This is a genomic window from Paradesertivirga mongoliensis (assembly GCF_024436395.1).
In the GTDB taxonomy this organism is placed as follows: domain Bacteria; phylum Bacteroidota; class Bacteroidia; order Sphingobacteriales; family Sphingobacteriaceae; genus Paradesertivirga; species Paradesertivirga mongoliensis.
Window position 1 is genome coordinate 966,626 of the sequence record NZ_JAFMZO010000002.1, and the last position, 25,439, is coordinate 992,064.

The 25,439-nt window shown below is 42.1% G+C and carries 25 protein-coding genes; 4 read left to right on the forward strand and 21 right to left on the reverse strand.

Annotated elements, in window-relative coordinates; all coding sequences use genetic code 11:
• The first annotated feature begins 116 nt into the window (after positions 1–116).
• Positions 117–746 carry a LysE family translocator gene (locus J3P43_RS10330; protein WP_255901907.1) on the forward strand — a complete coding sequence of 210 codons (630 nt, stop codon included), beginning with the start codon at positions 117–119 and terminating at the stop codon, positions 744–746.
• A gap of 151 nt (positions 747–897) precedes the next feature.
• Here J3P43_RS10330 and J3P43_RS10335 read toward each other — a convergent pair whose 3' ends face one another.
• The 21 genes from J3P43_RS10335 to J3P43_RS10435 form a co-directional block, all read right to left on the reverse strand.
• Positions 898–2,802, reverse strand: coding sequence for a class II glutamine amidotransferase (locus J3P43_RS10335; RefSeq protein WP_255901909.1), 1,905 nt, complete (start codon positions 2,800–2,802; stop codon positions 898–900).
• Positions 2,803–2,915: 113 nt separating this feature from the next.
• Positions 2,916–4,412: an NADH-quinone oxidoreductase subunit N gene (locus J3P43_RS10340; RefSeq protein WP_255901911.1), complete on the reverse strand. Its 1,497-nt coding sequence runs from the start codon at positions 4,410–4,412 to the stop codon at positions 2,916–2,918.
• Positions 4,412–6,013: a complex I subunit 4 family protein gene (locus J3P43_RS10345; protein ID WP_255901913.1), complete on the reverse strand. Its 1,602-nt coding sequence runs from the start codon at positions 6,011–6,013 to the stop codon at positions 4,412–4,414. Before J3P43_RS10345 ends, J3P43_RS10340 begins: the two co-directional genes overlap by 1 nt.
• Positions 6,010–8,046, reverse strand: coding sequence for an NADH-quinone oxidoreductase subunit L (gene nuoL / locus J3P43_RS10350; protein WP_255901915.1), 2,037 nt, complete (start codon positions 8,044–8,046; stop codon positions 6,010–6,012). Before nuoL ends, J3P43_RS10345 begins: the two co-directional genes overlap by 4 nt.
• A gap of 1 nt (position 8,047) precedes the next feature.
• Positions 8,048–8,353 (reverse strand): NADH-quinone oxidoreductase subunit NuoK, encoded by a 306-nt coding sequence (gene nuoK, locus J3P43_RS10355; RefSeq protein WP_255901917.1) that lies wholly within the window; start codon positions 8,351–8,353, stop codon positions 8,048–8,050.
• Complete coding sequence (locus tag J3P43_RS10360; RefSeq protein WP_255901919.1) at positions 8,350–8,889, reverse strand: NADH-quinone oxidoreductase subunit J family protein; 540 nt, start codon at positions 8,887–8,889, stop codon at positions 8,350–8,352. Before J3P43_RS10360 ends, nuoK begins: the two co-directional genes overlap by 4 nt.
• The gene (locus tag J3P43_RS10365) at positions 8,886–9,476 is read right to left on the reverse strand and encodes a 4Fe-4S dicluster domain-containing protein (RefSeq protein ID WP_379126318.1); all 591 of its coding nucleotides are present in this window, start codon (positions 9,474–9,476) and stop codon (positions 8,886–8,888) included. Before J3P43_RS10365 ends, J3P43_RS10360 begins: the two co-directional genes overlap by 4 nt.
• Positions 9,477–9,488: 12 nt before the next feature.
• Positions 9,489–10,559: an NADH-quinone oxidoreductase subunit NuoH gene (gene nuoH / locus J3P43_RS10370; protein ID WP_255901921.1), complete on the reverse strand. Its 1,071-nt coding sequence runs from the start codon at positions 10,557–10,559 to the stop codon at positions 9,489–9,491.
• 138 nt (positions 10,560–10,697) lie between these two features.
• Positions 10,698–11,267 carry an OmpH/Skp family outer membrane protein gene (locus J3P43_RS10375; protein WP_255901924.1) on the reverse strand — a complete coding sequence of 190 codons (570 nt, stop codon included), beginning with the start codon at positions 11,265–11,267 and terminating at the stop codon, positions 10,698–10,700.
• Between the two features lie 29 nt (positions 11,268–11,296).
• Positions 11,297–11,827, reverse strand: a complete 531-nt coding sequence (locus J3P43_RS10380; protein ID WP_255901926.1) for an OmpH/Skp family outer membrane protein — start codon at positions 11,825–11,827, stop codon at positions 11,297–11,299.
• Between the two features lie 58 nt (positions 11,828–11,885).
• Complete coding sequence (bamA, locus tag J3P43_RS10385) at positions 11,886–14,432, reverse strand: outer membrane protein assembly factor BamA (RefSeq protein ID WP_255901928.1); 2,547 nt, start codon at positions 14,430–14,432, stop codon at positions 11,886–11,888.
• Between the two features lie 57 nt (positions 14,433–14,489).
• Positions 14,490–15,233 carry an undecaprenyl pyrophosphate synthase gene (gene uppS / locus J3P43_RS10390; RefSeq protein ID WP_255901930.1) on the reverse strand — a complete coding sequence of 248 codons (744 nt, stop codon included), beginning with the start codon at positions 15,231–15,233 and terminating at the stop codon, positions 14,490–14,492.
• A 115-nt stretch (positions 15,234–15,348) separates the two neighbouring features.
• A complete protein-coding gene (porG, locus tag J3P43_RS10395; RefSeq protein WP_255901932.1) occupies positions 15,349–16,158 on the reverse strand; it encodes a type IX secretion system protein PorG in 810 nt (269 codons plus the stop codon).
• Between the two features lie 64 nt (positions 16,159–16,222).
• Positions 16,223–17,104, reverse strand: coding sequence for an NAD kinase (locus J3P43_RS10400; protein WP_255901935.1), 882 nt, complete (start codon positions 17,102–17,104; stop codon positions 16,223–16,225).
• Between the two features lie 10 nt (positions 17,105–17,114).
• Positions 17,115–17,777: a CBS domain-containing protein gene (locus J3P43_RS10405; RefSeq protein ID WP_255901937.1), complete on the reverse strand. Its 663-nt coding sequence runs from the start codon at positions 17,775–17,777 to the stop codon at positions 17,115–17,117.
• Between the two features lie 5 nt (positions 17,778–17,782).
• On the reverse strand, positions 17,783–18,547 hold the full coding sequence (locus J3P43_RS10410) for an alpha/beta fold hydrolase (protein WP_255901939.1): 765 nt from the start codon (positions 18,545–18,547) through the stop codon (positions 17,783–17,785).
• A 94-nt stretch (positions 18,548–18,641) separates the two neighbouring features.
• On the reverse strand, positions 18,642–19,094 hold the full coding sequence (locus tag J3P43_RS10415; RefSeq protein WP_255901942.1) for a GatB/YqeY domain-containing protein: 453 nt from the start codon (positions 19,092–19,094) through the stop codon (positions 18,642–18,644).
• A 55-nt stretch (positions 19,095–19,149) separates the two neighbouring features.
• Positions 19,150–19,914: an SDR family oxidoreductase gene (locus J3P43_RS10420; RefSeq protein WP_255901945.1), complete on the reverse strand. Its 765-nt coding sequence runs from the start codon at positions 19,912–19,914 to the stop codon at positions 19,150–19,152.
• A 63-nt stretch (positions 19,915–19,977) separates the two neighbouring features.
• Positions 19,978–20,724 carry a type IX secretion/gliding motility protein PorT/SprT gene (porT, locus tag J3P43_RS10425; protein WP_255901948.1) on the reverse strand — a complete coding sequence of 249 codons (747 nt, stop codon included), beginning with the start codon at positions 20,722–20,724 and terminating at the stop codon, positions 19,978–19,980.
• A complete protein-coding gene (gene ubiE, locus J3P43_RS10430) occupies positions 20,721–21,452 on the reverse strand; it encodes a bifunctional demethylmenaquinone methyltransferase/2-methoxy-6-polyprenyl-1,4-benzoquinol methylase UbiE (RefSeq protein ID WP_255901951.1) in 732 nt (243 codons plus the stop codon). Before ubiE ends, porT begins: the two co-directional genes overlap by 4 nt.
• 44 nt (positions 21,453–21,496) lie before the next feature.
• A complete protein-coding gene (locus J3P43_RS10435; protein ID WP_255901953.1) occupies positions 21,497–21,991 on the reverse strand; it encodes a VOC family protein in 495 nt (164 codons plus the stop codon).
• Positions 21,992–22,032: 41 nt separating this feature from the next.
• Between J3P43_RS10435 and yihA the strand changes: the two genes are divergently transcribed.
• From yihA to J3P43_RS10450, 3 genes are all read left to right on the forward strand, one after another.
• On the forward strand, positions 22,033–22,647 hold the full coding sequence (gene yihA / locus J3P43_RS10440) for a ribosome biogenesis GTP-binding protein YihA/YsxC (RefSeq protein WP_255901956.1): 615 nt from the start codon (positions 22,033–22,035) through the stop codon (positions 22,645–22,647).
• Between the two features lie 32 nt (positions 22,648–22,679).
• Positions 22,680–23,537, forward strand: a complete 858-nt coding sequence (locus tag J3P43_RS10445) for a 4-hydroxybenzoate octaprenyltransferase (RefSeq protein ID WP_255901959.1) — start codon at positions 22,680–22,682, stop codon at positions 23,535–23,537.
• A gap of 141 nt (positions 23,538–23,678) precedes the next feature.
• Positions 23,679–25,385 carry a M3 family oligoendopeptidase gene (locus J3P43_RS10450; protein WP_255901962.1) on the forward strand — a complete coding sequence of 569 codons (1,707 nt, stop codon included), beginning with the start codon at positions 23,679–23,681 and terminating at the stop codon, positions 25,383–25,385.
• The last annotated feature ends 54 nt before the right edge of the window (positions 25,386–25,439 follow it).

Here is a 25,439-nt window from a genome sequence, read left to right on the forward strand (position 1 = left end):
ACATTTTTTGATGTTTATACTTATATATTAAATGGGTGATTTTGCAGAGGGTTAATAATGACAATAAAATTTTCATTTATTTTGCATCTTAGTAGCGTTCTGAAAAGAATAGATTCATGCTTGAACTAATTATATCCGGAATAGGCCTAGGAATCGTGCTCTCATTTGTAACCGGGCCGGTTTTCTTTGCACTAATAAAAACTTCAATAGAAAAGGGCTTTCACGCCGGAATGTGGCTGGCGGCCGGCGTAGTATTGAGCGATATACTTTACATTATGCTCACTATTTACGGTTCTTCCTTTATACAGGTCGAAAGCAGCTATAAAACTCCTATCGGGATTATAGGCAGCATAATTCTACTTGGGATAGGTCTTTATTATTTTTTCAAAAAGGTGAAGATTAACCACGAGAACATTAACTGCAAGAAACGCAATACCGGATACTTTTTTAAAGGCTTCCTGATGTGCATTTTTAATCCCTCTATGTTTCTATACTGGGTTAGCGTTACCAGCGCCTTTATTTCGATGCACGGCGAATTAAACAGAACAGAAACCATACCTTTCTTTGGCTCCATATTGGTCACCCAGTTTAGTATGGATATCGTAAAGGCCTATTATTCTAACAAGTTACGCTACCGGATCAAAGAAAATACCATGGTTACTCTTAATCGCGTGGCAGGTGGATTGATCATAATTTTCGCGTTAAAGCTTATTTATAATCTGGTATTTACACACTCGTTGATGTGAAAGAAAGGGAATAATTAACTAAACTTTCCAAAAGTTCTAAAATTTGGGAAAGTTAGCTTTAGCAATAACTGCCATGGGTGGCTATCTTTCAATGTTTGCAAAAAACACCATCTCAAGAAAGTGAACGACGTGTCGACCGCCATTATTTAATTTATACGTAAGCCCGCTGATTCTTCCCTTCTACCCAGTTCATATAGGCCCGGTTAACCACCTTGTTACCGCCGGGTGTTGGATAGTCGCCAGAAAAGTACCAATCGCCTAGATGATTAGGACAAGCTTTATGCAGGTTATCCAGCGTCTGATAAATTACTTCGACTTCAGCTTTAATATCAGGAGGAGAGATAATCTTCGCTATTCTGGCCGAAATTTCCTCATCAGTAAATGGTTCATAAATCGCTTTTACATAATTCGGAACTTGTTCCTTGTCTAACGATACCGAAGCTTTGCACTTTTCGTAGGTTTCCCAGATTAAATGCTCCCGGTCGCTGTCTTTAAGAAGGGAAATTGCTGCTTCAAATGCCACAAACTCGCCCATCCGCGACATATCGATACCATAACAATCCGGGTAACGGATTTGAGGTGCAGAAGAAACGATTACAATTTTTACCGGTCCCAGGCGATCTAATATTCTCAAAATGCTTTGTTTCAAGGTAGTTCCCCTAACGATCGAGTCATCTATTACCACTAACGAGTCTTTACCTCTTCGTATGAGTCCGTAAGTAGTGTCATAGACATGGGATACCATATCTTGCCGGTCCGCGTCCTGTGTTATAAAAGTGCGGAGTTTAGCGTCTTTAATTGCAATCTTTTCTACCCGGGGCGCGAGATTTAACATTTCCTCCAGCTCCTGATCAGAAATTTTATCGCTGCGGTTCAACAGAGTTTCTTTCTGCAGTTGATTGACATATTTGTATAAGCCATCAACCATCCCGTAAAAGGCAACCTCCGCCGTATTTGGAATAAACGAAACAACCGTATTTTTCAGGTCGTTGTTTACCGCCTTAAGGATTTGTGGACATAGAAGGCGTCCGAGTTGCTTACGCTCACTATAAATATCGGCGTCGCTTCCGCGGGAGAAATAAATCCGCTCAAACGAACATGACTTCTGTTCGCCAGGTTCGCGAAACTGTTCTTCAGAAATGTCGCCGTTCTTTTTAATAATAAGTGCGTGGCCAGGCTTTATTTCCTTGATAGAACCGATAGGCACATTGAAAGCAGTTTGAATGGCCGGTCTTTCTGAAGTAACCACCACCACTTCATCATCGATATAATAATATGCGGGGCGAATGCCCGACGGATCGCGCATTACGAAAGCATCGCCATGACCAAAGATCCCTTCAATGGTATAACCGCCATCCCAGGTTTTGGCCGAACGGCGAAGAATATGTGCAACGTCAATATTGTCAGCGATAAGATGACTTATCTCTGCATTAGAAAATCCTTTTCCTTTATAAGAATCGAAAATTTCCTGATTTTCAGTATCAAGAAAGTGGCCTATCTTTTCCAGAACAGTCACCGTATCGGCACGTTCTTTAGGGTGCTGACCAAGTTCATATAGCTGCTCGAGCAATTCGTCCACATTGGTCATATTGAAATTACCGGCAATCACAAGATTACGGGTCATCCAGTTATTCTGCCGAAGAAAAGGGTGGCAATTCTCAATACTGTTCTTTCCATGAGTACCATACCGAAGATGCCCCATTAAAACCTCGCCGGTGAAGCTTATATTTTCTTTAAGCCATTCAGCATCCTGAAAATGTTCCGGAGAAGTGCTTTGTACCTCGGCGAATTTCTTCTGTACGTACTCAAATACTTCGGAAACTGCAGACGACCCCATGGCGCGATAACGGCTAATGTAGCGGTTGCCGGGAGCCACATTAAGTTTGATAGTTGCTATACCTGCCCCATCCTGCCCGCGGTTGTGCTGCTTTTCCATCAACAAATACAACTTATTGAGGCCGTAAAGGGCCGTGCCGTATTTTTGCTGATAATAAGAGAGAGGTTTTAGAAGACGAATAAGTGCGATACCGCACTCATGTTTTATGGAATCACTCATAGTTGGTAACGAGTATGCAAAATTAGTGTTTTAAATCAGAAACCTTTCAAAACCTTAACGGAAAATTTCCACAAAATACATTCAGACTTAATACTTTACCTAATGATGATGTTTTAACTCAGCAACCCAGGGAACAAGCCGTACAAAATCAGCAGGAACGTTAGAAACACGATAACAACGGTTAAAAAATCGCGTTTCACGTGAACAGCCACAGCGGCCTCCGAATTTTTAAGATATGCGTAAAGGGGTATTTTAAGGTAATAAAAAAGTGAAATGACGGTGGCTACAGCACCGGTAATTAATAAACCAAGCGCCCAAATCGAATCAGACGCCGCATAATACTCGAACGCCGAAGAGAACACAAACAATTTAGCGATAAAGCCAGCCGTGGGCGGCAATCCTGTTAAGGCCACCAAAACGATCACAAAGCAAACAAACTCGACCTTCAGCACCTTCCCCAGACCTTTGTATGTTCTTATATCTGTGCTTCCGGTATGATCCGCCACTTTGTCTACCAGCATGAAGGCCGCCATATTCATGATGGCATAAATAATGAAATATATAATCAGGCTCGAAAAACCGCTTCCTTCAAAAGCAATTAAGGCCATTAACGCGAAGCCGGTATGACCTATCGACGAATAGGCGAGCATCCGCTTGACGTTATTTTGCCAGATAGCGCTGAAATTCCCGAGAATCATAGTTACGATGGCAACAACAGAAAGCACCGCCCGAAAATCGAACAGATCAGGAAGTTTATACGATTGCGCCGGAAGCAAAAACGGTTCTAAAAACCTTATCAGGATTGCAAAACCAGCAATCTTAGGTGCGGTGGAAAGAAATGCAGTAACTGGTGTGGGCGCTCCCTCATACACATCCGGGCTCCAGAAATGTAAGGGTACAAATGAAAGCTTGAATCCGATTCCTACCAAAACCAATACTATTGCCAGAGCTACTGCCGGATCTGAAATGAGGTCCAGTCGGTTTAAGAAGACAGGGTCAATAATATTTAAAGTACCTGTAAAGCCATACAGAAGAGACATTCCATACAACATAACCGCCGAGCATATCGAGCCAAATAAGGCATATTTCATAGCCGCCTCGGTTTGCCTTTTATCTGCGGATGCATAACCCACCATTAGATAAGAAGCGATAGAGACCATTTCTACCGACAAGTAAATCATCAGTAAGCTGGATGCCATACTCATAAGATTCAGGCCGATTAGTACTGCCGGCAAAAGCATGTATAAATCGCCTACCCCTTTCCGATGGTTTTGAAGCGGTTTGTGAAATCTGATGAAAATCGCAAAAAGGATGGTTACAGCGCTAAAAATATATTTAAACGCAATGCTGGTCGAGTCGAGAATCAGAGAATTATCAAAAAGCGTAACTCTTGCGATGTCGGAATTTTGAATAAAGCCAACACCTGTCGAGAGGAATATTCCGGCAATACAGATCCGGTAGGCCCACGCAGATCTTTTAGCATGACTGATCAAATCGGCCAGAATAACAAGAATAAATGTTAAAACCAATACCAGTTCCTGAAGGAGAAAAGAAAAACCCTTCAGTGTTGACTGAATCAATTGACTAATATGTGGTAAGAACTCGTTCATTATTTAAGGTTCACCAAACGAATTAACTCCAGCACCGAGGCGTTCATCTTGTCGAATGCAAGAGATGGTAAAATTCCCAAAAGAAGCGCAAAAACAGTAAGGGAGGTTAGTACAAATATCTCCCGCCCGTTAACATCTGTGAGTTTTGATTTCCAGTCTTCACCGCCCATTAGTCGCGTTTTGCCGAAAAACATCCGTTGTAAAGTCCAGAGGAGATAAGCCGCGCTTAGTAAAATTCCAATGGAGCCACAAATGGCCATCCAGCGCGGCAAAAGTCCGTTTACACTTTCAGACGTAAAAGCTCCGATCAAACTAAATGCTTCTGCAATGAAAGCCGAGAAACCGGGCAAACCAAGCGAAGCAAAAAAGGCAATCATAATAAATGTGGTGTACTTTGGCATAATTAAAGCCAATCCCCTGAAATCATGGATGTAGCGGCTATGAACCCTGTTGTAAATTACTCCCACCAAAAAGAATAACATGGTCGACAAAAAGCCATGACTTATCATTTGAAGCATTGCCCCGCTAATACCTTCGGCTGTTATGGAGGCTATTCCCAGAAGAACGAAACCCATATGCGACACCGAGGAATAGGCGATCATACGCTTCAGATCATTTTGCGCCAAAGCGTTTAGGGCACCATAGATGATCGAAACCACCCCAATTAATCCCAACCACCAGGCCGAGTCGATAGCAGCGTCGGGGAAAATGCTCATGCAGATTCTTAAAATTCCATAGCCCCCGATTTTTAAAAGGATACCTGCCAGGATGATAGACACCGGAGTAGGCGCCTCCACGTGTGCATCCGGCAACCAAGTATGCAAAGGCACGATCGGCACTTTAATCGCGAAAGCAATGAATAATACAATAAAGCCGAGCAGACGGGCCGGAATACCAAATATCTGCTGCTCAGCAAGCGCTGAAAAAATGGAACCGGGAATATAGTTATCCGGATTCATCATATGCAACATATTGAAGGTATGGTTTCCGGTAATGGGATCCTGAACTGAAAAATACAATCCTATAATCACCAGCAACATAAATACCGATCCGAAAAGTGTGTACAGGAAAAATTTTATCGCCGCATATTCTCTTCGTGCGCCGCCCCACATCCCGATAAGAAAATAAAGCGGAAGCAACATTAACTCGTAAAAGATATAGAACAGAAAGAAGTCTAATGCACAAAACACACCCATAATAGCCGTATTCAAAAGCATCAGCAAAGCGAAATATCCTTTTAAATTAGTCTTGATCTCCCATGATGAAAGCACCGCAATGAACATCACTACCGAGCTAAGAACCAGGAAGGGCATTGAAAGGCCATCAATTCCGAGAAAATAATCTATTTGCAAAGATCCCAGTCTGCCGAGCTGAAGATTTATCCAGCTAACCTGCTCAACCAGCTGGTATTTACTTTTAGCATCGATACCAGAAAATGCATTACCATCGAAGTTGAGATAGATGAATGCACTCATGATTACCTGGATACCAACCGCTGCAAGAGCTACGTATTTATATCGTTGTTGCCAGGCGTAAGGAAGAACAAGGATAAGCAAGCCCGCTGCAAGTGGTAAAAATATCAGGAGAGAAAGCAAACTCATATCGCGGGGAAAAATAATTTAATTATGAAAAAGCAAAGTACAACCAGAACCATGGTTAGGAGGTAATGCTGCAACCTTCCCGTCTGGAAATTCCGGGCGAAGTTACCAATTGTTTTCGCCATTGATGCAACTGCATGGATAAGTCCATCTACAACATACCGGTCTAACCAATCACTGATTTTTGATAAAACTATGCCGATGTTTGCGATTAAATTGACAAGTCCATCAACAACCTTTTTGTCGAATAAAAAAGCTCTGCTTGCAAGTTTTGTGGTTCCGTTTACAAAAAGTCGTTGATAGATGTCGTCAAAAAACCACTGTCTGTTCAGAAACAGAAAAACCGGATTTGACGATAAGTCTGGCGCTTGTTTTGACTTAACATACCACTTATAGGCAAGCGCGATCATTAAAATAGCCAGAACGTTGACGATGACAGGAATAAAAGTATGATAATCAAAAACAGAAGCATGTTTGATAGCCTGTTGTGGCAATCCTTGCAAAATCCATGAACCTTCGTACGATAGCGGGTGGAATGAGAATCCCAAAAACAAGCAGAAGACCGCAAGCACGACCATGACGTATTTCATAGCAGCGGGAGCCTCGTGTATTATGACTTTGTCGGAAAATTGGCCTTTTAAGCGAAATTCGCCGAAGAATGTCTTGAATATAAGCCTGAAAATATAAAATGCGGTAAGTAACGAGGTTAGAAGAGCCGAATAAGGTATAAGTTTTACCCAGCCACCTTGCGAATCCGCCCATTCGAACGATTGTATAAGAATAGCATCTTTGGATAAAAATCCGGATGTAAAAGGTATTCCTGAAAGGGCCAGCGACGCCAGTATCATGGTAATAAATGTAAGCGGCATCGCCTTTCGCAGGCCGCCCATGTTTCGAATATCCTGATGATCAAAATCGGCTTCAGTTTTCGCCCGGAAATGCGCCATTTCATGAATTACCGCCCCAGCCGCCAGGAACAACAGGCACTTAAAGAAAGCGTGAGTTACAAGATGAAAGATTCCGGCACCATAAGCCCCCACTCCCATTGCAATCATCATAAAACCTAACTGAGAGATGGTGGAAAAGGCTAAGATCCTTTTAATATCGTTTTGAGTAAGGGCAATAGTAGCGGCCATAAATGCCGTGAAAGCGCCTATGGAGGCGATTACTACTAACACGGTAGGATCGAAAATCGGATAAATCCGCGCCAGAAGAAACACTCCTGCTGCCACCATGGTTGCTGCATGAATTAACGAAGAAACGGAGGTGGGTCCCTCCATGGCATCGGGCAGCCATGTATGTAGTGGAAACTGTGCAGATTTTGCAGTAGCAGCAAGAAAAAAAGCTAAACCTGCTATCGTAAGCCATGCACCGGGCGCAATTCCAGAACCCACGGTCTGGGCAACTAAGCCTTCTTCGCCGAACAGGAGATTAATATCTAATGTTCTGAACGTAGAAAACACAATCATTATTCCGGTGAGAAAACCCAGATCCCCAAGACGGTTTACAATAAAAGCTTTTTTGCTGGCCTGGGTTGCGGCTTCCTTTGTAAACCAGAACCCAATAAGCAGGTAGGATGAAAAACCCACCAATTCCCAGAACATGTATACAATAAGTAAATTATCGATGATCACCAGGCCCAGCATAGCAAAACAAAATAAGCCTAGATAGGCCCAGTATCTATGCAAATACGGATCACCAAGCATATACATGGTTGAATAGATATGCACCAGAAGCGAAATAAGCGAAACCAGCACCAACATTAAAACCGACAGGTTATTGAGTAATATACCAGCCGTAAATTCGGTGCCGCCTATTGTAAACCAGGAAAGCTGCTCGTGGACAATATTTCGGTTCCAGATTTTGAAGAATAAAAAAGCAGATAAAAGCAGGCTAACGGAAATATTAAAAATAGAAAAGTAGGCACCCCTGCCCTGCTTGCCGGGAATAAGTGTTATTCCCAAAAAGGTTATCAGTGGAAGCAGCGCAGTTAAAGCCGCCAGTAAACTAAGATTTCCCTGAGTTAATGTCTCCAAATTAATCTCGTAATTGATCTATTTTAGTTGGATCGATGGTCCTGTAATACTTATACACGTTTAAAATAATAGCCAGTGTTACAGCTACGGTTGCGGCGGCAAGCACGATGGCAAATAATGCAAACACCTGTCCGCCCAGAGCTATCTTATCATGTTTGCTAAACGCCACGAAATTAAGAATTGCCGCATTTAACATAAACTCAATTCCAATTAAGATCATGATTGCATTTTTCTTGGCCAATACCGCGTATAGTCCAATGCAAAATAAAATGGCGCTAACAAGCATAAAATGTGCGAGTGGAATCATTGTTCTTTTTCCTTTCTGGCCAGATGTGCGGCGCCGATGAGAGCCATCAAAAGCAATACTGAAACCACCTCAAAAGGAAGCAGATATCTGGTCATAATATTAATTCCCAAATAATGAATGGTGTTATCGGTCGGTTTCAGTGTATTTTCTTTCGATTGTTGAATCCATTGAAATTCGCCGGGATCTAATTTAAGTAAGACCATCAAGAGAACACCCAGAAAAACCACAGATACCGTAATACCCGGTAAATAATGCAGAAAGCCGCTTTGCTCGGATGCCTCGGGATTGTTTAAAAGCTCCCTGTTCGAAAGCAGGAAAGCAAAGATCATCAACACCAGTACGCCGCCCACATAGATAACCAATTGCGTTACAGCCACAAAATCAGCCAACGCAAACACAAACAGGCCTGCCATCGAAAACAGCGTTAAAAAAAACAAAAATATGGAACGCACAAAGTTCTTAAGACTGACGACCAGCAGTGCTGACAGCAGTGCCGTGGCACTTATAACATAAAACGCAAGTTGTTCTATTGTCATTCTTCCTTTTTGTTAACTGCCTTCAGGGCTGCATCTTTGGCTGCCTGACGCTCGGCCAGTTGTTTAGCCAACTCCTCACGTTTAACTTCAGCCTCTTGCGGAGACATATCCGAAAACTGATAGGTTAACTGAGATATATGGGTTACCGTGCGATCGTACTGATCGGTCATGATAATACATTCTGTAGGGCACACAACGGTACAAAGCCCACAATATAAGCACTTAGCCATGTCAATATCGAACTTGGCCGCGTATAACCTTTTTGTAGTACCGTCAGACGTCTGGCCGATTGGACCAGTACCTTTTATACTCTCAATTTCGATACAATCAACAGGGCAGATCTTGGCGCACAAATCGCACACAATGCAGTCGTCGATTTCAACATCTAACTGATATCTTCCAACTTCAGGGATGGGCATTTTCTCATGCGGGTACTGTACCGTAACAACCCCCTTATCTTGTGCAAAATAATTATCGTCCCTTATATCAATTGATTTACGTGTTTTACCTGCCGCAAAAAAATGCCTGATAGTGAGGGCCATGCCCTTCCAGGTGGTTCTAATCGAAGATATTGCGGTTTTGAGAATCACTTTCAATTATTACATTATTACTAACTGCCAAATTCCTGAGATTAACATGCAGAAAAACGCAAGGGGCGTCAGTATCTTCCAGCAAAGGCTCATCAATTGGTCAACCTTTAAACGGGGCAAGGTCCAGCGCAGCCACATCTGAACTCCAACTATTAAAAAAACTTTCGACACAATCCAGAAAATCCCCCAAAACGGACCGGTTGTCCAGTCTGCCAGATGTAAATCACCTATATTGGGCAAAACCGTGTTCCAACCACCAAGGAATAAAACAACTCCGAACATGGCTGTTAAAAACATCATCGAATATTCGCCCAGAAATATGAAAGCGAACCTCATACCCGAATATTCTGTATGAAAGCCGGAAACAAGTTCAGATTCGGCTTCCGGTATATCAAAGGGAGCCCGGTTACATTCGGCTAACGACGCTATAAAATATATCACATAGGCTATAATGAGATGCGGTGCCTGAAACACGTTCCATGAAAGAAAACCTCCTATTTCCTTCACATTCCAAAAGCCTAAGAATTTAACGCTTTCGCTGGATAACACTCCCTGTTTAATGGCTATTTCCTGCAAATCGAGTGTTTGAGAAATCATCACTGCCGAAATTATTGCAATACCAGCGGGTATCTCGTAAGAAACCACTTGCGCCACCGAACGCAAAGCGCCAAGAAGGGAATATTTATTATTAGAGCCCCAGCCTGCCATTAATATTCCAACAGATTCTACCGACACAATGGCAAACACATAAAAAACTCCGATATTAAGCGCAGAAGGCACAATATCGGGTCCCCATGGCAATGTTGCGAAACCCATGTACACCGAAAGGAAAATAATAACAGGAGCGGCGGCAAACAGAATCTTATCTGCCGCGGCAGGAACAATAAATTCCTTCTGAAGCATTTTCAGGATGTCGGCAAGGGTTTGCAAACTCCCGTATTTACCTACTTCCATAGGCCCCAGGCGATCTTGAATGAAAGCAGAAACTTTTCTTTCGGCGTATACCGCGAATAACGCAAAAACTGCAACAAAAGAAAAAAGTGCCAGGGCAACTAAAATATATGTAACGTAGAAATCCAATGCTAAAATTGCTGCTGCAAAGTTAAGCAATACCACCGATATTCAGGGCCCTTTTTATGGGAGAATGGAGGTCAAAAACAAAAAAAGCGAGACAATAACGCCTCGCTTTAAAATTGATATTTTATTTCTTGTCTTTTCTTATTTCTTGGCAGTTGCCGGAGCTGTTGCTGCAATACCCAGCTTCGCTTTTACCAGAGCGATAATATCGTCTCCGCCCTCAGAGTATAATACTAATGCGCCTGCATTAGGAGATACATCAAATACATAAGCGTAGCCTTTTTCTTTAGCTACAGCATTTACTGCGTCGCCTGCTTTTTTGAAGATCGGCTGATAAAGCTCGTTATGTTTTGCCTCTACTTCCTGCTTTGCTTTTTCTGCAGTTTCATTAATTCTTTTTCCAAGCTCCTGAAGCTCTTTACCCATTGTTTCAAGCTCTTTACCAACAACCAGTTTATTGGCTTCGCTTAGGGTTTTTTCTTTTTCCTGAGCAGTTGTTAACTTCTTTTGATATTCAGCCTGCATTAATTCAATCTCTCCTTGTTTTGCTTTCTGGAAAGTCTGGAATTTTGCATCTGCCTGTTTAACGTCGGGCATTACCGCCAATAAATCGGCAGAATTGATGTGAGCAAATTTTTGCTGTGCGTTAACAGCGCTACTTGTGAAAAATAATCCTACTGCTACTACCGCTACTTTAACGAATGTTTTCATTTTTTAATTGATTGTTTTATTGTCCTTTTCTATTTTGCCAGTGTACCCGGTTTATACCCCAGGCGGGTAATTACATCATTACTTTTATCTAAACGTGCATTTGCATACAAGAGTATAAGATCGCTGTTTTTATCGAAGATCATGTAAAGTGAGCTCGCTTCGGCTACCGCCTCTACTGCTTTTGCAACTCGATCCTGTATCGGTTTGATCAGCTTAATTCTTTGCTGATATAGTTCGCCTTCAAAGCCGAACTTTAACCGCTGATATTCTTTAGCTGCCTTTTCCTTTTCAATAATTTCATTTTCTCGTCGTTTACGCATCTCATCAGTTAATAGCACCTGGTCTGCCTGGTAAGACTTGTACAGCCGGTCTATTTCGCCTAAACGATTGTCAACTTCCTTTTGCCATTGTTGCGATAATGCATCCAATTGTTTTTGCGAAGATGTGTATTCCGGTATATGCTTTAAAATATACTCGGTATCTACATACGCAAAGCCTTGTGCAAAAGCAGAAACTCCTGTGAAAAATAGGAAAGAAAATATTAAAAACAACTTTTTCATTGGTTTATTTTTTTTTGACCCTTAAACTCATCAGCTCATCAGGCCGATCATACCATCGCTAAAATCCGCCGTTAAGTTGTTGCGCCATGCTGAAATGAAACTGACCTTTACTTGATTGGATACCCGGTATCGGGTCAAAGCCCCATCCGTAATCGATTCCCAGCAATCCAAATATTGGTAAGAATATCCTTGCACCCACACCAACCGAACGATGAACATTAAACGGATTAAAGTCTTTGAAATTGTTCCAGGTATTACCCCCTTCAGCAAAAGTTAGCAAAAATAATGTTGCCTGCTGACTGGTAGTAACCGGATAACGAAACTCAACAATGTATTTGTTGAAAATCGGACTGCCCGAGCTTCGAGCGATGTTAGGATTCGAACCTTCAGGAATTACACTGTTATTTTCATAACCGCGCATTGCAATTACTTCAGAACCTTGTAAAAAGTCGAATCCTTGCATACCATCTCCACCCAATTTAAAGCGCTCAAAAGCCGACTGACCCACAGCAGAGTTATATTGTCCGAGGAATCCAAATTGAGCCTGAGTTTTCAAAACCAGCTTACCATAAATACGCTGATACCATTGTGCTTCAAACTTCCATTTGTGGTACTCTGTGTATTTATATCTGTCGGCATCTACCGCCGTGCGGTAATTTATATTATTAAATAGCGAGTACGGTGGGGTAGCCTGAACAGTTAAGCGGATATGCGAACCTGAAGTTGGATAAATTGGTGCGTCGACAGAGTTTCTGCTTATTTCCTGTGTTAAGTTGAAGTTATATGAGGTACCTGTATTAAATAAAAATCCTGGGTAATTCTTCAACTTATATTGCTGAAGGTTAACCGAGTGATTAATTCTGAACCAGTCATCAGGCCATTTTAAACGCTGCCCTAAACTGAAAGTCAGACCGTTTAATCGGATCCGCTGAATATCCGCATCTGCGATATCTGAAAAATACTGATTGGATTGTAAGGAGGTAAAAGCACTTACACCGAAATAAATCGGCTTCTTACCCCCAAGCCATGGCTCAGAAAATGAGAAGTTGTATGATTGATAAGCCTTACCATTTGTTTGGCCTCTGATACTTAATTTCTGCCCATCACCTTTTGGCAATGGTTTCCATTCTTTCAAATTGAATAAATTCCGGGCAGAGAAATTATTAAAGGTTAAGCCGAGTGTACCGATAATACGGCCACCGCCGAAACCACCCGATAATTCGATCTGATCCGAAGGCTTCTCAACAACGGTATATTCGATATCTACAGTTCCATCCGCCGGATTTGGAGTAGGTCTTACGTCGGTTTTTTGCTCATCGAAATTCCCCAAAGCGGCAATTTCACGAGTGGTACGTACCACCAAATCTTTATTGAACTTATCGCCTGGCTTCGTACGAATCTCACGCATAACCACCCTGTCGTTTGTAATATCGTTTCCTTTCAGCGTTACTTTATTAATCGTGTAAAGCGGACCTTCATAAATACGAACTTCCACATCAATGGTATCGCCATGTACCCGGGTTTGTACCGGATCAGCGTTAAAAGTAAGGTAACCGTTATTCAAATAAAGCGATGAAACGTCTTCGCCATTAGGATTTCCGTTAATTTTTTTCTGGAGCTTTTCCTCACTAAATACATCCCCTTTGTTGATGCCCAGCATACGGGTTAAATCGGCGGTGCTGTAGATTGCATTTCCAGCAAAGGTTACATCGCCAAAATAATATTTCGGGCCTTCATACACAGTCAAAGCAAGGCTTATAGTCTTGTCAGGATTTAGAATCAAAGTATCCTTCACGATCTCGGCGTCCCTGTAGCCTTTATCGTGCATTTTGGCAATCATAGTTCGCTTATCCTCTTCATATTTATCCTGAAGAAACTTAGCTGAACGGAATATATTAAGCGTAGATTTTTCCTTTGTTTTCTTGAGAAGCTTTTTTAATTCTTTGTCTTTAAATTTCGAATTTCCAGCAAAGCTGATATCCTTAATCTTGGTTTTTTCATTTTTATCAACTATCACCTCAAGCACAACATCATTAGACTGGGCATTATCCTTTTTCTGGTTGTATTTCACATCGGTATATAAGTATCCCTTTTCATTGAAATACTTTTTGATAATAGCTGTAGTAGTGCTTAAAAGGCCTTCGTTCACAATTTTCCCTTTCCGGTCGTCCAGCTTTTCGCGGATATCCGAAGTCTCGCTTTTACGCATTCCTTTCAAATCGATCCGGGTTAATCTCGGACGTTCTGTAACCGCTATATTGAAAAAGATTGTATCTTCCCTTGTGTCGGTGATGCTTAATTCTATATTATCAAATAAGCCCTGAGCCCATAGGAATTTAACTGCATTAGCGGTTGCCTCGCCCGGAACCTCTATTCTTTCTCCTTTTGTTAGTTTAGAGATTTGAACCAGGATATCTTTATCCAGAAACTCGGTCCCCGTAACGGTAGTACCACCTATAATATATTCTTTAGGGTTCAGATAACTTATCTCGTCTGGCTTTGGAGCAACCGGCCGGCGTTGTGATGCACCGGGCTGACGCCCGATTTGAGCCATTGCCACTGTGCCGGAAATCAGGAAGTATATGGTTATAAAAAACTTATTCATTGAGTTCAAATATCGATGCTAAATTAGCTTAATCAGTTGTTAATTTTTGTTAAAAGGTTAACTTTTAACCTGCTCGCTTGTCATACCAAAGCGGCGTTCTCTTTTTTGATAGTCAATAATGGCTTCAAACAAATCTTCTCTGCGGAAATCCGGCCAAAGCTTTTGGGTGAAATACAATTCAGAATAAGCTAACTGGTATAGAAGGTAATTACTGATTCTGTGTTCACCGCTGGTACGTATCATCAATTCGGGATCTGGCATGTTCGCCGTTGTCAGCTGCCCCGAAAAAACCTCTTCTGTGATATCCTTGGGATCGAGCAAGCCATTTTTAACCTGCTCAGAAATTTTACGGACCGCCTCAACTATCTCCCAGCGCGAGCTGTAACTCAATGCCAGGGTTAAGGTGCACCTTTTGTTAGCAGACGTTTTCTTTATTGCCTCTTGTAACTGCTGATAGCATTTAGCCGGCAAGGCTTCCAAATTGCCTATAGCATTTAAACGAACATCGTTTTCCATCAGTGTCTTGGTTTCACGGTTAATTGTTGAAACCAATAACTCCATCAAAGCAGCTATTTCGAACTTAGGCCGATTCCAATTTTCGGTTGAAAAAGCATACAGCGTAAGGTATTCTACCCCTGCCTCTACCGCTCCTTCTACTGTATCCCGAACTGCTTTTACACCATTCTGATGACCAAAGACTCTTAGTTTGCCCTGCTCTTTGGCCCAGCGGCCATTCCCATCCATTATAATGGCGATGTGCCGCGGCAACTTATTTTTATCGATCTGCTGAAGTAAACTCATTTATTTTTGACCTGCAAAGGCTTCACATTGGGGCTCAAAGGTAAGAAAATAAGCGTATTTGTTTCAATGATATAACGAGATGAAAAGCTTCCGGCAATTTGGCAGAAGAAACGCGCTATTCATCAACGACAGGGCACTTCACGTTGAAAATAGTATACGATAATGTGAAGCCGAGAAACAGATACGTGTCGCGTTTGCGATAATCGCCGCGCTGGGTACCCGAACTGTGTTCACTCACTCCCACCTGTGGTGACCTATCCGCCAGGGCCCTGCGTAAGGCGTAAGCAGGGTCTGCGGGATTGTCGAGCTGCTCGGCCAGATACGCTTTACTTACGTCATCAATATAATCAGTATAAGCTGTTCGGTAACCTATTTCAGCTCCCAAAGTCCATTTTCCACTAAAATTATATTTTACACCAGCGCCAATAGGTGTTGTTAAAGCGATTGTTTTGTACTGCTGTCCTTCGGTAGCATAGGCACTCAATTGATAAACGTTTCCCTGGAACTCTGTTTGAGGATCAAAGGCTACAAAACCAATCCCTGCGAAGAGATAAGGCGAGTATTGCCTTCTGCTGACTGATGGGATATAACTGAAAAAATTGAATTCGGTTTGGAGACTTAGCTCGGTAACCGGAGAAAAGAAGCTTAAATTACGGGTTCTGAAATGCGCATCATTTGACTTTGAATCGGCGGCCTCGATCTTTCCGTGTGCGCCGTTAAGTTTAAGGGACCAATAGCCGTCAAAGTTTCTTTTGATCTGGCCACCAAAGGCGAGGTTACTTACTTTAAAAGGATTGACCGGATTTAAATCGCCCATATAACCCGAGGTTCCAACGAAGCCCCCAAGTTCCCAGGTTTGGGCAAAAGAAGCATTAGAAACGCCAACTATAACAAGAAGAAGAATCGCCGAAAAATTTAATTTCACCTTTGTTATGACGCTCTATTTAGCAGCTTATAGTCTGAGATGAGCTTTTTTGTTAAATATGTTATTAATAATTTCTCGTATCGATGCCCCAAAGCAATTTATTTCTTAACGTAGATAAATAGCTTTCATTATTCAAACGTATCAGATTAAACTGAAAATCGGCTTTTTTTACGTTGAACTTCATCGAGCAATCGATCACTTCGGTTCTTGAATCGCAGGAAATGAGATACTTGGAACTCCTCCCCTCAAGTTCGAAAGAAAGGGTGTGGGAATCTGAAATTATTACCGGGCGCACATTCAGATTATGGGGGGATACGGGGGTTATAACAAAATTCTCGGAGCGTGGAAAAACGATGGGTCCGCCGCAACTGAGTGAATATGCAGTAGAACCGGTAGGTGTAGCCACAATCAGGCCGTCTGCCCAGTATGAGTTCAAAAACTCTCCATTCAGATATGCATGGATAAGCATCATGGCAGAATTATCACGTCGGTGGATTATTACATCGTTTAGAGCAAAGTTTTCATCTCCAAAGATGTTACTTTCAGAATTTAGTCTTAACAGATCGCGAGAATCGATACTGAATTGCTTGTTAACAAGTCGCTCAACGGCCGAGGCAATCTCGTCCTTATTAATGCTGGCAAGAAAACCCAGACGACCGAGGTTGATACCAATCACAGGAATTCCTGAATCTCTGACAAGCGTAACAGTGTCGAGGATCGTTCCGTCGCCTCCAAGGCTTACCAGAACATCTACCTGTCCCTTAATATCATTGTGATTTCTAAAGATCTGAAGTTTTTTCGGAAAGAAAATCTTACCAGAAATAAACTGACTAAATTTATCGTACAGGTACGGTTCGATTCCAAATTGCATCAGGCAATCAAACACTTGCTGGACATAAGGAAGAGCGGTGTTGTTAAATTCTCTGCCGTAAATTGCAATCTTCATTTGAAAGTTTTTAGAAACTAAGGTAGTTCATTAACTGGTCGTACCGGTCTGATGATCCCCCATCAGCTTTTATATCGTTATAGGTAGCCACTACCGTATAATCATACCTTAAAAAAGAAGCCACAATAGCCGATGTATCGGTACGATTCAATTTAAGAGTAACTTCAAGACGGGTTGATTCTGGAAAAGAGGTAATGTAGGAACTGAGAATCTGGGCATTATTTGATTCTACAATTTGAGAAATATGAGCCAGAGAGTTATCACGGTTATTTATTTCGATAACAATTATGCCGCCCGGTTCTTTAACCGAAGTTAAATTAGCGATATACTCAACCATCGAGTTGATGGAGATTACGCCGAGATAGTTTTTATTTTCGTCTACAACGGGCAAAAGTGTAAGACGTTTTTCGGCAAAGGTTCTGATAACATCATAAACGTGCTGCTCTTTACTAACACAAGCATTGGTAGCTGACAATTTAATACCACCTACCGGACTTTCATAATCCGGCACCTCGATCAAATCTTCATCTGAAACGAGACCGAGAAGCTGCAGGTCGTTAACTATTGGCAAATGGTTGACGCGAAACTCTGTCATCCGGTCTAAAACCTTCTGAACACTATCAGAAGTTTTTAGAGGAGGTATAGCATCTGATATGAGTTGTTGTGCAACCATTGTTTCTATTTTAGCAACACACGATCTAAGAACTTCTTAAGATACGTGTTAAATTCTTCCGGTTGCTCCATCATCGGAGCGTGACCACACTTGTCTATCCAATTTAACTCCGAATTGGGCAAAATGTTGTGAAATTCTATCGCAACCTCTGGTGGTGTAACAGTATCGTTCTTACCCCAGATCAGGCAAACCGGTATCGTTATCTTATGCAAATCTTTTGCCATATTGTGCCTGATGGCCGATTTTGCCATTGCCAGAATCCGTATTACCCTGCCCCTGTCGTTAACGGTTTCGAATACCTCATCAACCAATTCCTTGGTAGCAAATCCAGGATCATAAAAGGTGATGGCTACCTTTTCTTTGATGAAATCATAGCTTTCTCTGCGCGGAAATGTACCGCCAAAAGAGTTCTCGTACAAACCAGAGCTGCCTGTTAAAACCAGGGCCCTTACAAACTCGGGATGGCTGATGGTGAAAATCAAGCCTACGTGTCCACCCAAAGAGTTTCCGAGTAAGGTGATACTTTTCAGCTTTTTGAATTTAACGAATTTGTGCAGGAACTTTGATAAACTTGTTACCCCGGTAGTTAAAAGCGGAAGCTCGTAAATAGGGAGTAAAGGGATTATTACCCGGTATTGTGACTTGAAGGTATCGGTTACATCCTCCCAGTTACTAAGAGCTCCAAAAAGCCCGTGAAGCAACAAGAGTACGTCACCTTCTCCCTCTTCTATGTATTTAAATCCGTTTTCTTCTTTAATTTCAAGACTCATATTATCTAAACAAATGTTTAGTAAATTTTATAGCGGGTTAATTAATATGTAATAAAAATAAGCTTTTGCGAATATAAACAAAGAACCATCACAATTATGATTGCGAAAGCAATTGCTTTACAATTTCGGAAACCAGCTTTCCATCGGCCTTGCCAGCTAACTGCTTATTTGCTGCTCCCATTACTTTACCCATGTCTTTTACAGAACTTGCTCCGGTATTCTGTATTATCGCCTTCACTTCGGTTTCTACTTCCTGAGCGCTTAATTGCCGGGGCAGGAAACTCTCAATAACGTCAAGCTCTTCAACTTCTATGGTGTATAGGTCATCCCGATTTTGGGTCTTGTAAATCTCTGCTGATTCTCTGCGTTGTTTGGCAAGTTTTTGTAACACTTTAATTTCAGCATCCTCGGTTATTGATTCTGATGCACCCTTTTCGGTTTTCGCAAGTAAAAGAGCAGCCTTTATTGCGCGCAATCCGCGTAGGCGAGCCTCGTTTTTTGACAGCATCGCAGCTTTAATTTCTTTATTTATTTCTTGTTCAAGCATATTTTAGAAGGAAAAAGACCAAACTATTGATGAGACAGCGTATGAATGCCGTTTATTATTTTTCTGTTCGTTTTAAATGTGAAGTACTTGCCTGGGCAGTAGGCATTATCACCAGATCATTGATATTTACATGAGCCGGCCGCGATACTGTAAACCAGATCGTATCGGCAATATCTTCAGCGCTTAAAGGCTCAAATCCCTGATAAACCTCTTTCGCCCGCTCGGTATCTCCTTTAAAGCGTATTTCAGAAAACTCTGTTTCGACCGCTCCCGGATGTATACCGGTTACCCTTATCCCGTAAGGCAAAAGATCTATGCGCATCGCCTTATTAAGTGAATCTACTGCGTGTTTAGTGGCACAATATACGTTGCCGTTAGCATAGGTCTCTTTGCCGGCGATTGAACCCAGATTTATAATGTGGCCTTGTTTACGCTCTACCATCCAATTGGAAACTATTTTACTAACATAAAGCAAACCTTTGACATTTGTGTCAATCATAGTATCCCAATCGTCGGTACTGCCTTCGTTAATCGGCTCGAGTCCTATACTTAATCCTGCGTTATTAATCAATACATCAACGGCCTTCCAACTATCGGACAAACCTTCAAGCTGGTTCCCAACCTCCATTTTATCTCTTACATCCAAAGTGAGTGTCTTAACCCGTATCCGGGTTTGCGTGGTGAGCGTGTTTTGGATTTGCTGTAATCGGTCTGTACGCCTGCCGGTTAAGATCAAATCATACCCCTGTTTTGCAAATAGTTTTGCGCAAGCTTCTCCTATTCCTGCCGTAGCCCCTGTTATAAGCGCGATTTTTGACATAGCCTTTCCAAGTGCGAAAATACTATAAATGCTTAAAGCATTTATAAAAACACTGCTTTTTAATTACTCAAAATATAGACTGAACTGAAAATTACGGGTATATAATTTTTCGAGCGGACGCGAGTATGGATGATCTTCCTTTTTCAGAACATTACCAATTGAATTTGAAAGTTTAAACTCGGGCGATAATTTGAACCATTCGAAATAGAAATCGAATCCTATTGCTACCTCGTAAGAGAAGAAGCTTTTTTTGTTTTTTACAAATTTCTCGGTCAGGGCAAGTCCCGAATCATCTGTTTTCTTCTTTGAAATAATGTCCATTGAATATTTTCCGCCGGCCAGTATGTAAGAACGGAAATTTAACCTGCGGTCAGATTTCAGTTTTATCCCGAGAGGAAACTCAACCGTTGTTGTGGGAACTTTTTGCTGACGGTTCATCGCCGGATCTTCGTATTCGTAGTTCAGCGTGCGATCTAAAAACATCAGCGCCGGAGTGATCCGCAGATCGGTGTGTTCCTGCAACTTAAACGCTGCAATAAATCCTAAGCCGAAACCGGGACTGGGGGTAGAACTGATACTTTTTAGCTGCCCCGTAAGATATTGACCCGGAACGTCCGGATTCTCATAGGAATCCTGCCAGCTGGGCTTTTTAAAGATTTTATATTCCGAAGAAATGAATTGGAATACGAAACCGGGCGAAAATATCTGCTCGTCGGCACCGCCCCCCCAATTACCGCCCTGACCCGTCTGAGCAAATGCGCAGATGCTTCCCAAAACAAATAAAGAGAGCAGTTGTAACCGTTTTTTCATTTAACACCGGTGTAAATTGAACAAATACCAAACGCCAAAGGCCGGTTTTTGGTATTCCGGTAGCCAACTCTTTCCATAAGGGAGATAAAATCCTTACCATCTGGAAAAGCCTCAACCGACTCGGGAAGGTATTTATAGGCGCTGCTGTCTTTTGAAAAAAGCTTACCTATTGAAGGTGTTATAAAATGAAAATAAAAGCTGTACAACTGTTTTACCGGGAAAATTCTGGGTTTTGAAAACTCTAATATTACCGCTTTTCCACCGGGCTTCAACACACGCAACATGTCAGACAAACCCTTTTCAAGGTTTTCAAAATTCCTAACCCCATAGGCTACGGTCACCGCATCGAAACAATTATCGTCAAACAAAAGCTTTTCCGAATCGCCCAACCTTACTTCAAACTTACCGGTAAGATGACGTTTTTTAATTTTTTCTGCAGCGACATCCAGCATTCCCTGTGAAATATCGACTCCTATGATCTTTTCAGGATGCAGGATTTTAAGAGATTCAAAGGCAAAGTCTCCGGTACCTGTGGCTACGTCGAGGATAAGCTTCGGATTCTCTTTTTTCAACTCGCCAATTGCTTTCTTTCGCCAGATGACATCTATTCCAAGTGATAAAAAATGGTTTAAAAAGTCGTAGGTTTTGGAGATGTTATTAAACATGGTGGCTACCTGTTCCTTTTTGGTAGCGTTCTCGTTGTTGTATGGGGTTACCGGTTGTGGCATATTTTGCAAAGATGGCAATTATTTAATCGCGAAAATCACCTGGCTTAACTTTCTCTGAGCAATGCCAATAGATCATGGATGTTCAGCGGTTCTGTAACCATCTGTAGGTTTCCTTCGGCATCAAGCGGCCAGTCTTCTTTTTGCCTGTCCCAATACAGTTCAATTCCGTTCCCATCCGGGTCGTCCAGATAGATTGCTTCCGAAACACCATGATTTGCAGCGCCGCTTAAAGGATACTCATTGTCCAGCAGGCGCTTCACTACTTCGGCGAGTTCTCTGCGTTCTGCATAGAGAATGGCGACATGATACAAACCAACGGCTCTGGCCGGCGCCCGCTCTGCTCCTTTACTTTGCCATGTATTCAGACCGATGTGGTGGTGATATCCGCCGGCCGACAAAAACACCGCACCTTCCCCATAGCGCTGTGTAATTTCAAACCCTAAAAGTTCCTGATAAAAAGCCAGCGTCCGTTCGATGTCAGAAACCTTCAGGTGGACGTGGCCAATTCTGGTTGTAGCCGGTACCGTATATATATTCATCTTTGCGATTTATCCTTTTATAAAATTGTACCTTTGCCGCAATGCTTATACATACGGCGGAATTTAAATGCAGCAATACGCGTACCGAGAAACTACCTCCTCCGGTTTTACCAGAGTATGCGTTTATCGGTCGCTCAAATGTCGGGAAATCCTCTCTGATAAATATGCTTACCCAAAAAAAAGGGCTGGCAAAAACATCCCAAACACCCGGGAAAACGCAACTTATAAATCATTTTCTGATTAACGATAAATGGTATATTGTTGATTTACCAGGATATGGCTTCGCCAGGGCGTCAAAAAGCAGCCGGGGAGAGTGGGAACGGTTCATTAAATATTATCTCAAAAACAGAGAGAGCCTGCAATGTGTTTTTGTACTGATTGATAGCCGGGTTCCACCTCAAAAAGTGGATCTGGAGTTCTGTTTCTGGCTGGGCGAACACGGTATTCCCTTTATGCTTGTTTTCACAAAAGCCGATAAACAGTCAAAGCATAAAACTCAGCTAACAATTGCAGCGTTTAAAAAGGCGCTCCTCGATTTTTTTGAAGAAGTGCCGCAGCAGTTTATAACCTCTTCCGAAACTCAGGAGGGACGCGACGAAATTTTAACCTGCATAGGCGAAATAAATAAAGGCTTTACAGCTCCCGTTATAGAATAATACGCAATATCTCACATCTATTTTCAAATAAGATGAAGAAATATCTTTCACTGGTACTTTTCGCTCACACCATATTCGCGATGCCTTTCGCTTTTATCGGCTTCTTTCTTGCTCTTAGCACAACCGACAATACTTTTAGCTGGATGAAGCTTATTTTTATGATTGCATGCATGGTTTTTGCCAGAAATGCAGCAATGGCGTTCAATCGCTTTCTTGACCGAAATTTTGATGCAGAAAACCCCAGAACCAAGCAGAGAGATATCCCCGCAGGGCGGATACCAGCCAAAAACGCATTAATTTTTACCGCTATCAACTGTGTGTTATTTATTTTCACCACATACTTTATTAACCCTTTGTGTTTTTACTTGTCGCCTGTGGCATTGGCTGTGGTGCTTGGCTATAGTTTCACCAAGAGATTTACGCCCTTATGCCATCTGATTTTGGGTATCGGACTAGGATTGGCCCCCATTGGAGCTTATCTGGTAGTTGCGGGCGAATTCGCCATTCTGCCCATTTTCTTTTCACTTGCTGTGGTGTGCTGGGTAAGCGGCTTCGACATTATTTATTCTTTACAGGATGATGAATTTGACCGCAACGCAAATCTATACTCAATCCCGGCAGCATTAGGAAGAAAAAATGCGCTTCGCACTTCTTCCCTGCTGCATGTATTTTCGGTTATTTTTGTTTCAATGCCTCTTCTCTACGGAAACGCCGGACTCGGCTGGCTCTACGTCATTGGCGTTGTCTTTTTTATCGGATTGCTGATCTATCAGCATCGGTTGGTTAAGCCAGATGATTTAAGCAGGGTCAACCTGGCTTTCGGAACAACAAATGGTATCGCATCAGTAATTTTTGCCACGTTTTTCCTGCTCGACGTTTATTTTAGATAGCAGCGATATTACTGTCAAGCAGAGCTCTGTAAATTTATTCGTCAGCAGAATACCATCATCTGCTTCATAATTCCTTTTATTCTTATAAAAATTCTGAAACAACCTGTTGAGATTTTAACTTAGCAGGATAAACACTAAATCATGATTAGTAAAAAGCCAAGAATATTTGTTCCTGAGAACCTTGAAATCAACTGGGAAAACCTTGAGCCATTATTTCTGGAGCTACGCGACAGACCTATCAACTCTGTTGAAGAACTTGAGCGCTGGCTAAAAGACAAAAGCGAGTTGGAAGCGGCGCTTGAAGAGGATTTTGCATGGAGATACATCCGCATGACCTGCGACACGGCTAACGAGGAACTTTTAAAAAGCTTTCAATATTTTGCAACCGAGATTGAGCCTAAAATTGCACCGATTGCTAACGACTTAAATAAAAAGCTGATTGAAAATCCATTCAGCAAGAATCTTGATAAAGATAAATATTACGTTTTCATCCGCGGAGTAAAAAAGGCCCTGCAACTTTTCAGGGAAGAGAACATTCCGCTCTTGACCGAAATCCAGGTAAAGCAGCAAACCTACCATTCGATTACCGGCGCCATGAGTGTGACACTCGACGGGAAAGAATATACGCTTGAGCAAGCATCGGTATTTTTAAAAGACCCACAGCGAAGCGTACGTCAAAAAGCCTGGGAAGCGATCACTGCGCGTCGTTTGCAAGACAAAGACAAATTGGATGATCTGTTTAACGAATTGCTAAAGCTGCGCCACAAAGTAGCGCTAAACGCGGGATTTGAAAACTTCCGCGATTACATGTTTCAGGCCCTCGGCCGGTTTGACTACAGTCCGCACGACTGTTATAAATTCCATGCAGCAATCGAACGGGAAATCGTACCTATTTTACATAAACAGGCAGACAAACGTCGAATTGCCCTCGGTTTACCCCAATTAAAACCATGGGATATGGATGTTGATATATCCGGAAAACCAGCCTTGAAACCATTTAATAGCGGACAGGACCTGATAGAAAAATCTATTCGTTGCTTCAAAGAACTGAATCCTTACATTGGCGAGCGACTGGAAATCATGAAGGAAAACGGGCTCTTTGATGTAGAAAGCCGCAAAGGCAAAGCGCCGGGTGGGTACAACTATCCTCTGGCTGAAACCGGAGCGCCATTTATATTCATGAATTCTGCGAACACCTTCCGCGATTTAACCACAATGGTTCATGAGGGTGGCCATGCGGTGCATACGTTCATTAGTGCAGATCTGGAACTGAACGATTTTAAGCATCTTCCTTCAGAAGTTGCCGAGCTCGCTTCTATGAGCATGGAGCTGATTTCTATGGATAAATGGGAAGTTTTCTTCGATAATGAAGAAGATCTAAAGCGTGCGAAAAGGGATCAGTTAAGGGATGTTTTGAAGACTCTTCCCTGGGTAGCCGTGGTTGACCAGTTCCAGCACTGGATCTACACCAATCCTGAACATACTACGGAACAGAGAAAAACCGCCTGGAAAGAGATTATTGAGCCTTTTGGTAATAATTTTACCGACTGGAGGGGATACGAAGAAGCCTTAGAAAATCTTTGGCAAAAGCAATTGCACATTTTTGAAGTGCCTTTTTATTATATTGAGTACGGTATAGCTCAGTTAGGGGCGATCGCGGTCTGGAAAAACTACAAGACAAATCCTGAAGTTGCACTGGAACAATACCTGGCTGCCCTAAAGCTTGGCTACACCAAAACGATAAAAGAAATTTATAAAACTGCCGGTATCGAGTTTAATTTTAGTTCGGAGTATGTTCATAAGCTCGCTAAGTTTATAAAGGCCGAACTTGAAAAAATCGACCAATAGCGATCAGAGACTGAGCTTAAGACAGGATACTGCCTAGTCAAGCTCTGATGATCT

Coding starts and splice junctions, on each gene's coding strand:
- J3P43_RS10410 (WP_255901939.1), bottom strand. CDS start 18,547: ATGAGTCTTGAAATTAAAGAAGAAAACGGATTTAAATACATAGAAGAG.
- J3P43_RS10330 (WP_255901907.1), top strand. CDS start 117: ATGCTTGAACTAATTATATCCGGAATAGGCCTAGGAATCGTGCTCTCA.
- ubiE (WP_255901951.1), bottom strand. CDS start 21,452: ATGCCACAACCGGTAACCCCATACAACAACGAGAACGCTACCAAAAAG.
- yihA (WP_255901956.1), top strand. CDS start 22,033: ATGCTTATACATACGGCGGAATTTAAATGCAGCAATACGCGTACCGAG.
- uppS (WP_255901930.1), bottom strand. CDS start 15,233: ATGAGTTTACTTCAGCAGATCGATAAAAATAAGTTGCCGCGGCACATC.
- nuoK (WP_255901917.1), bottom strand. CDS start 8,353: ATGATTCCACTCGCACATTTTATGCTTGTTAGCGCCATTTTATTTTGC.
- J3P43_RS10360 (WP_255901919.1), bottom strand. CDS start 8,889: ATGACAATAGAACAACTTGCGTTTTATGTTATAAGTGCCACGGCACTG.
- bamA (WP_255901928.1), bottom strand. CDS start 14,432: ATGAATAAGTTTTTTATAACCATATACTTCCTGATTTCCGGCACAGTG.
- J3P43_RS10450 (WP_255901962.1), top strand. CDS start 23,679: ATGATTAGTAAAAAGCCAAGAATATTTGTTCCTGAGAACCTTGAAATC.
- J3P43_RS10335 (WP_255901909.1), bottom strand. CDS start 2,802: ATGAGTGATTCCATAAAACATGAGTGCGGTATCGCACTTATTCGTCTT.
- J3P43_RS10345 (WP_255901913.1), bottom strand. CDS start 6,013: ATGAGTTTGCTTTCTCTCCTGATATTTTTACCACTTGCAGCGGGCTTG.
- J3P43_RS10405 (WP_255901937.1), bottom strand. CDS start 17,777: ATGGTTGCACAACAACTCATATCAGATGCTATACCTCCTCTAAAAACT.
- J3P43_RS10375 (WP_255901924.1), bottom strand. CDS start 11,267: ATGAAAACATTCGTTAAAGTAGCGGTAGTAGCAGTAGGATTATTTTTC.
- J3P43_RS10400 (WP_255901935.1), bottom strand. CDS start 17,104: ATGAAGATTGCAATTTACGGCAGAGAATTTAACAACACCGCTCTTCCT.
- porT (WP_255901948.1), bottom strand. CDS start 20,724: ATGAAAAAACGGTTACAACTGCTCTCTTTATTTGTTTTGGGAAGCATC.
- J3P43_RS10435 (WP_255901953.1), bottom strand. CDS start 21,991: ATGAATATATATACGGTACCGGCTACAACCAGAATTGGCCACGTCCAC.
- J3P43_RS10380 (WP_255901926.1), bottom strand. CDS start 11,827: ATGAAAAAGTTGTTTTTAATATTTTCTTTCCTATTTTTCACAGGAGTT.
- J3P43_RS10340 (WP_255901911.1), bottom strand. CDS start 4,412: ATGAACGAGTTCTTACCACATATTAGTCAATTGATTCAGTCAACACTG.
- J3P43_RS10415 (WP_255901942.1), bottom strand. CDS start 19,094: ATGCTTGAACAAGAAATAAATAAAGAAATTAAAGCTGCGATGCTGTCA.
- J3P43_RS10420 (WP_255901945.1), bottom strand. CDS start 19,914: ATGTCAAAAATCGCGCTTATAACAGGGGCTACGGCAGGAATAGGAGAA.
- J3P43_RS10445 (WP_255901959.1), top strand. CDS start 22,680: ATGAAGAAATATCTTTCACTGGTACTTTTCGCTCACACCATATTCGCG.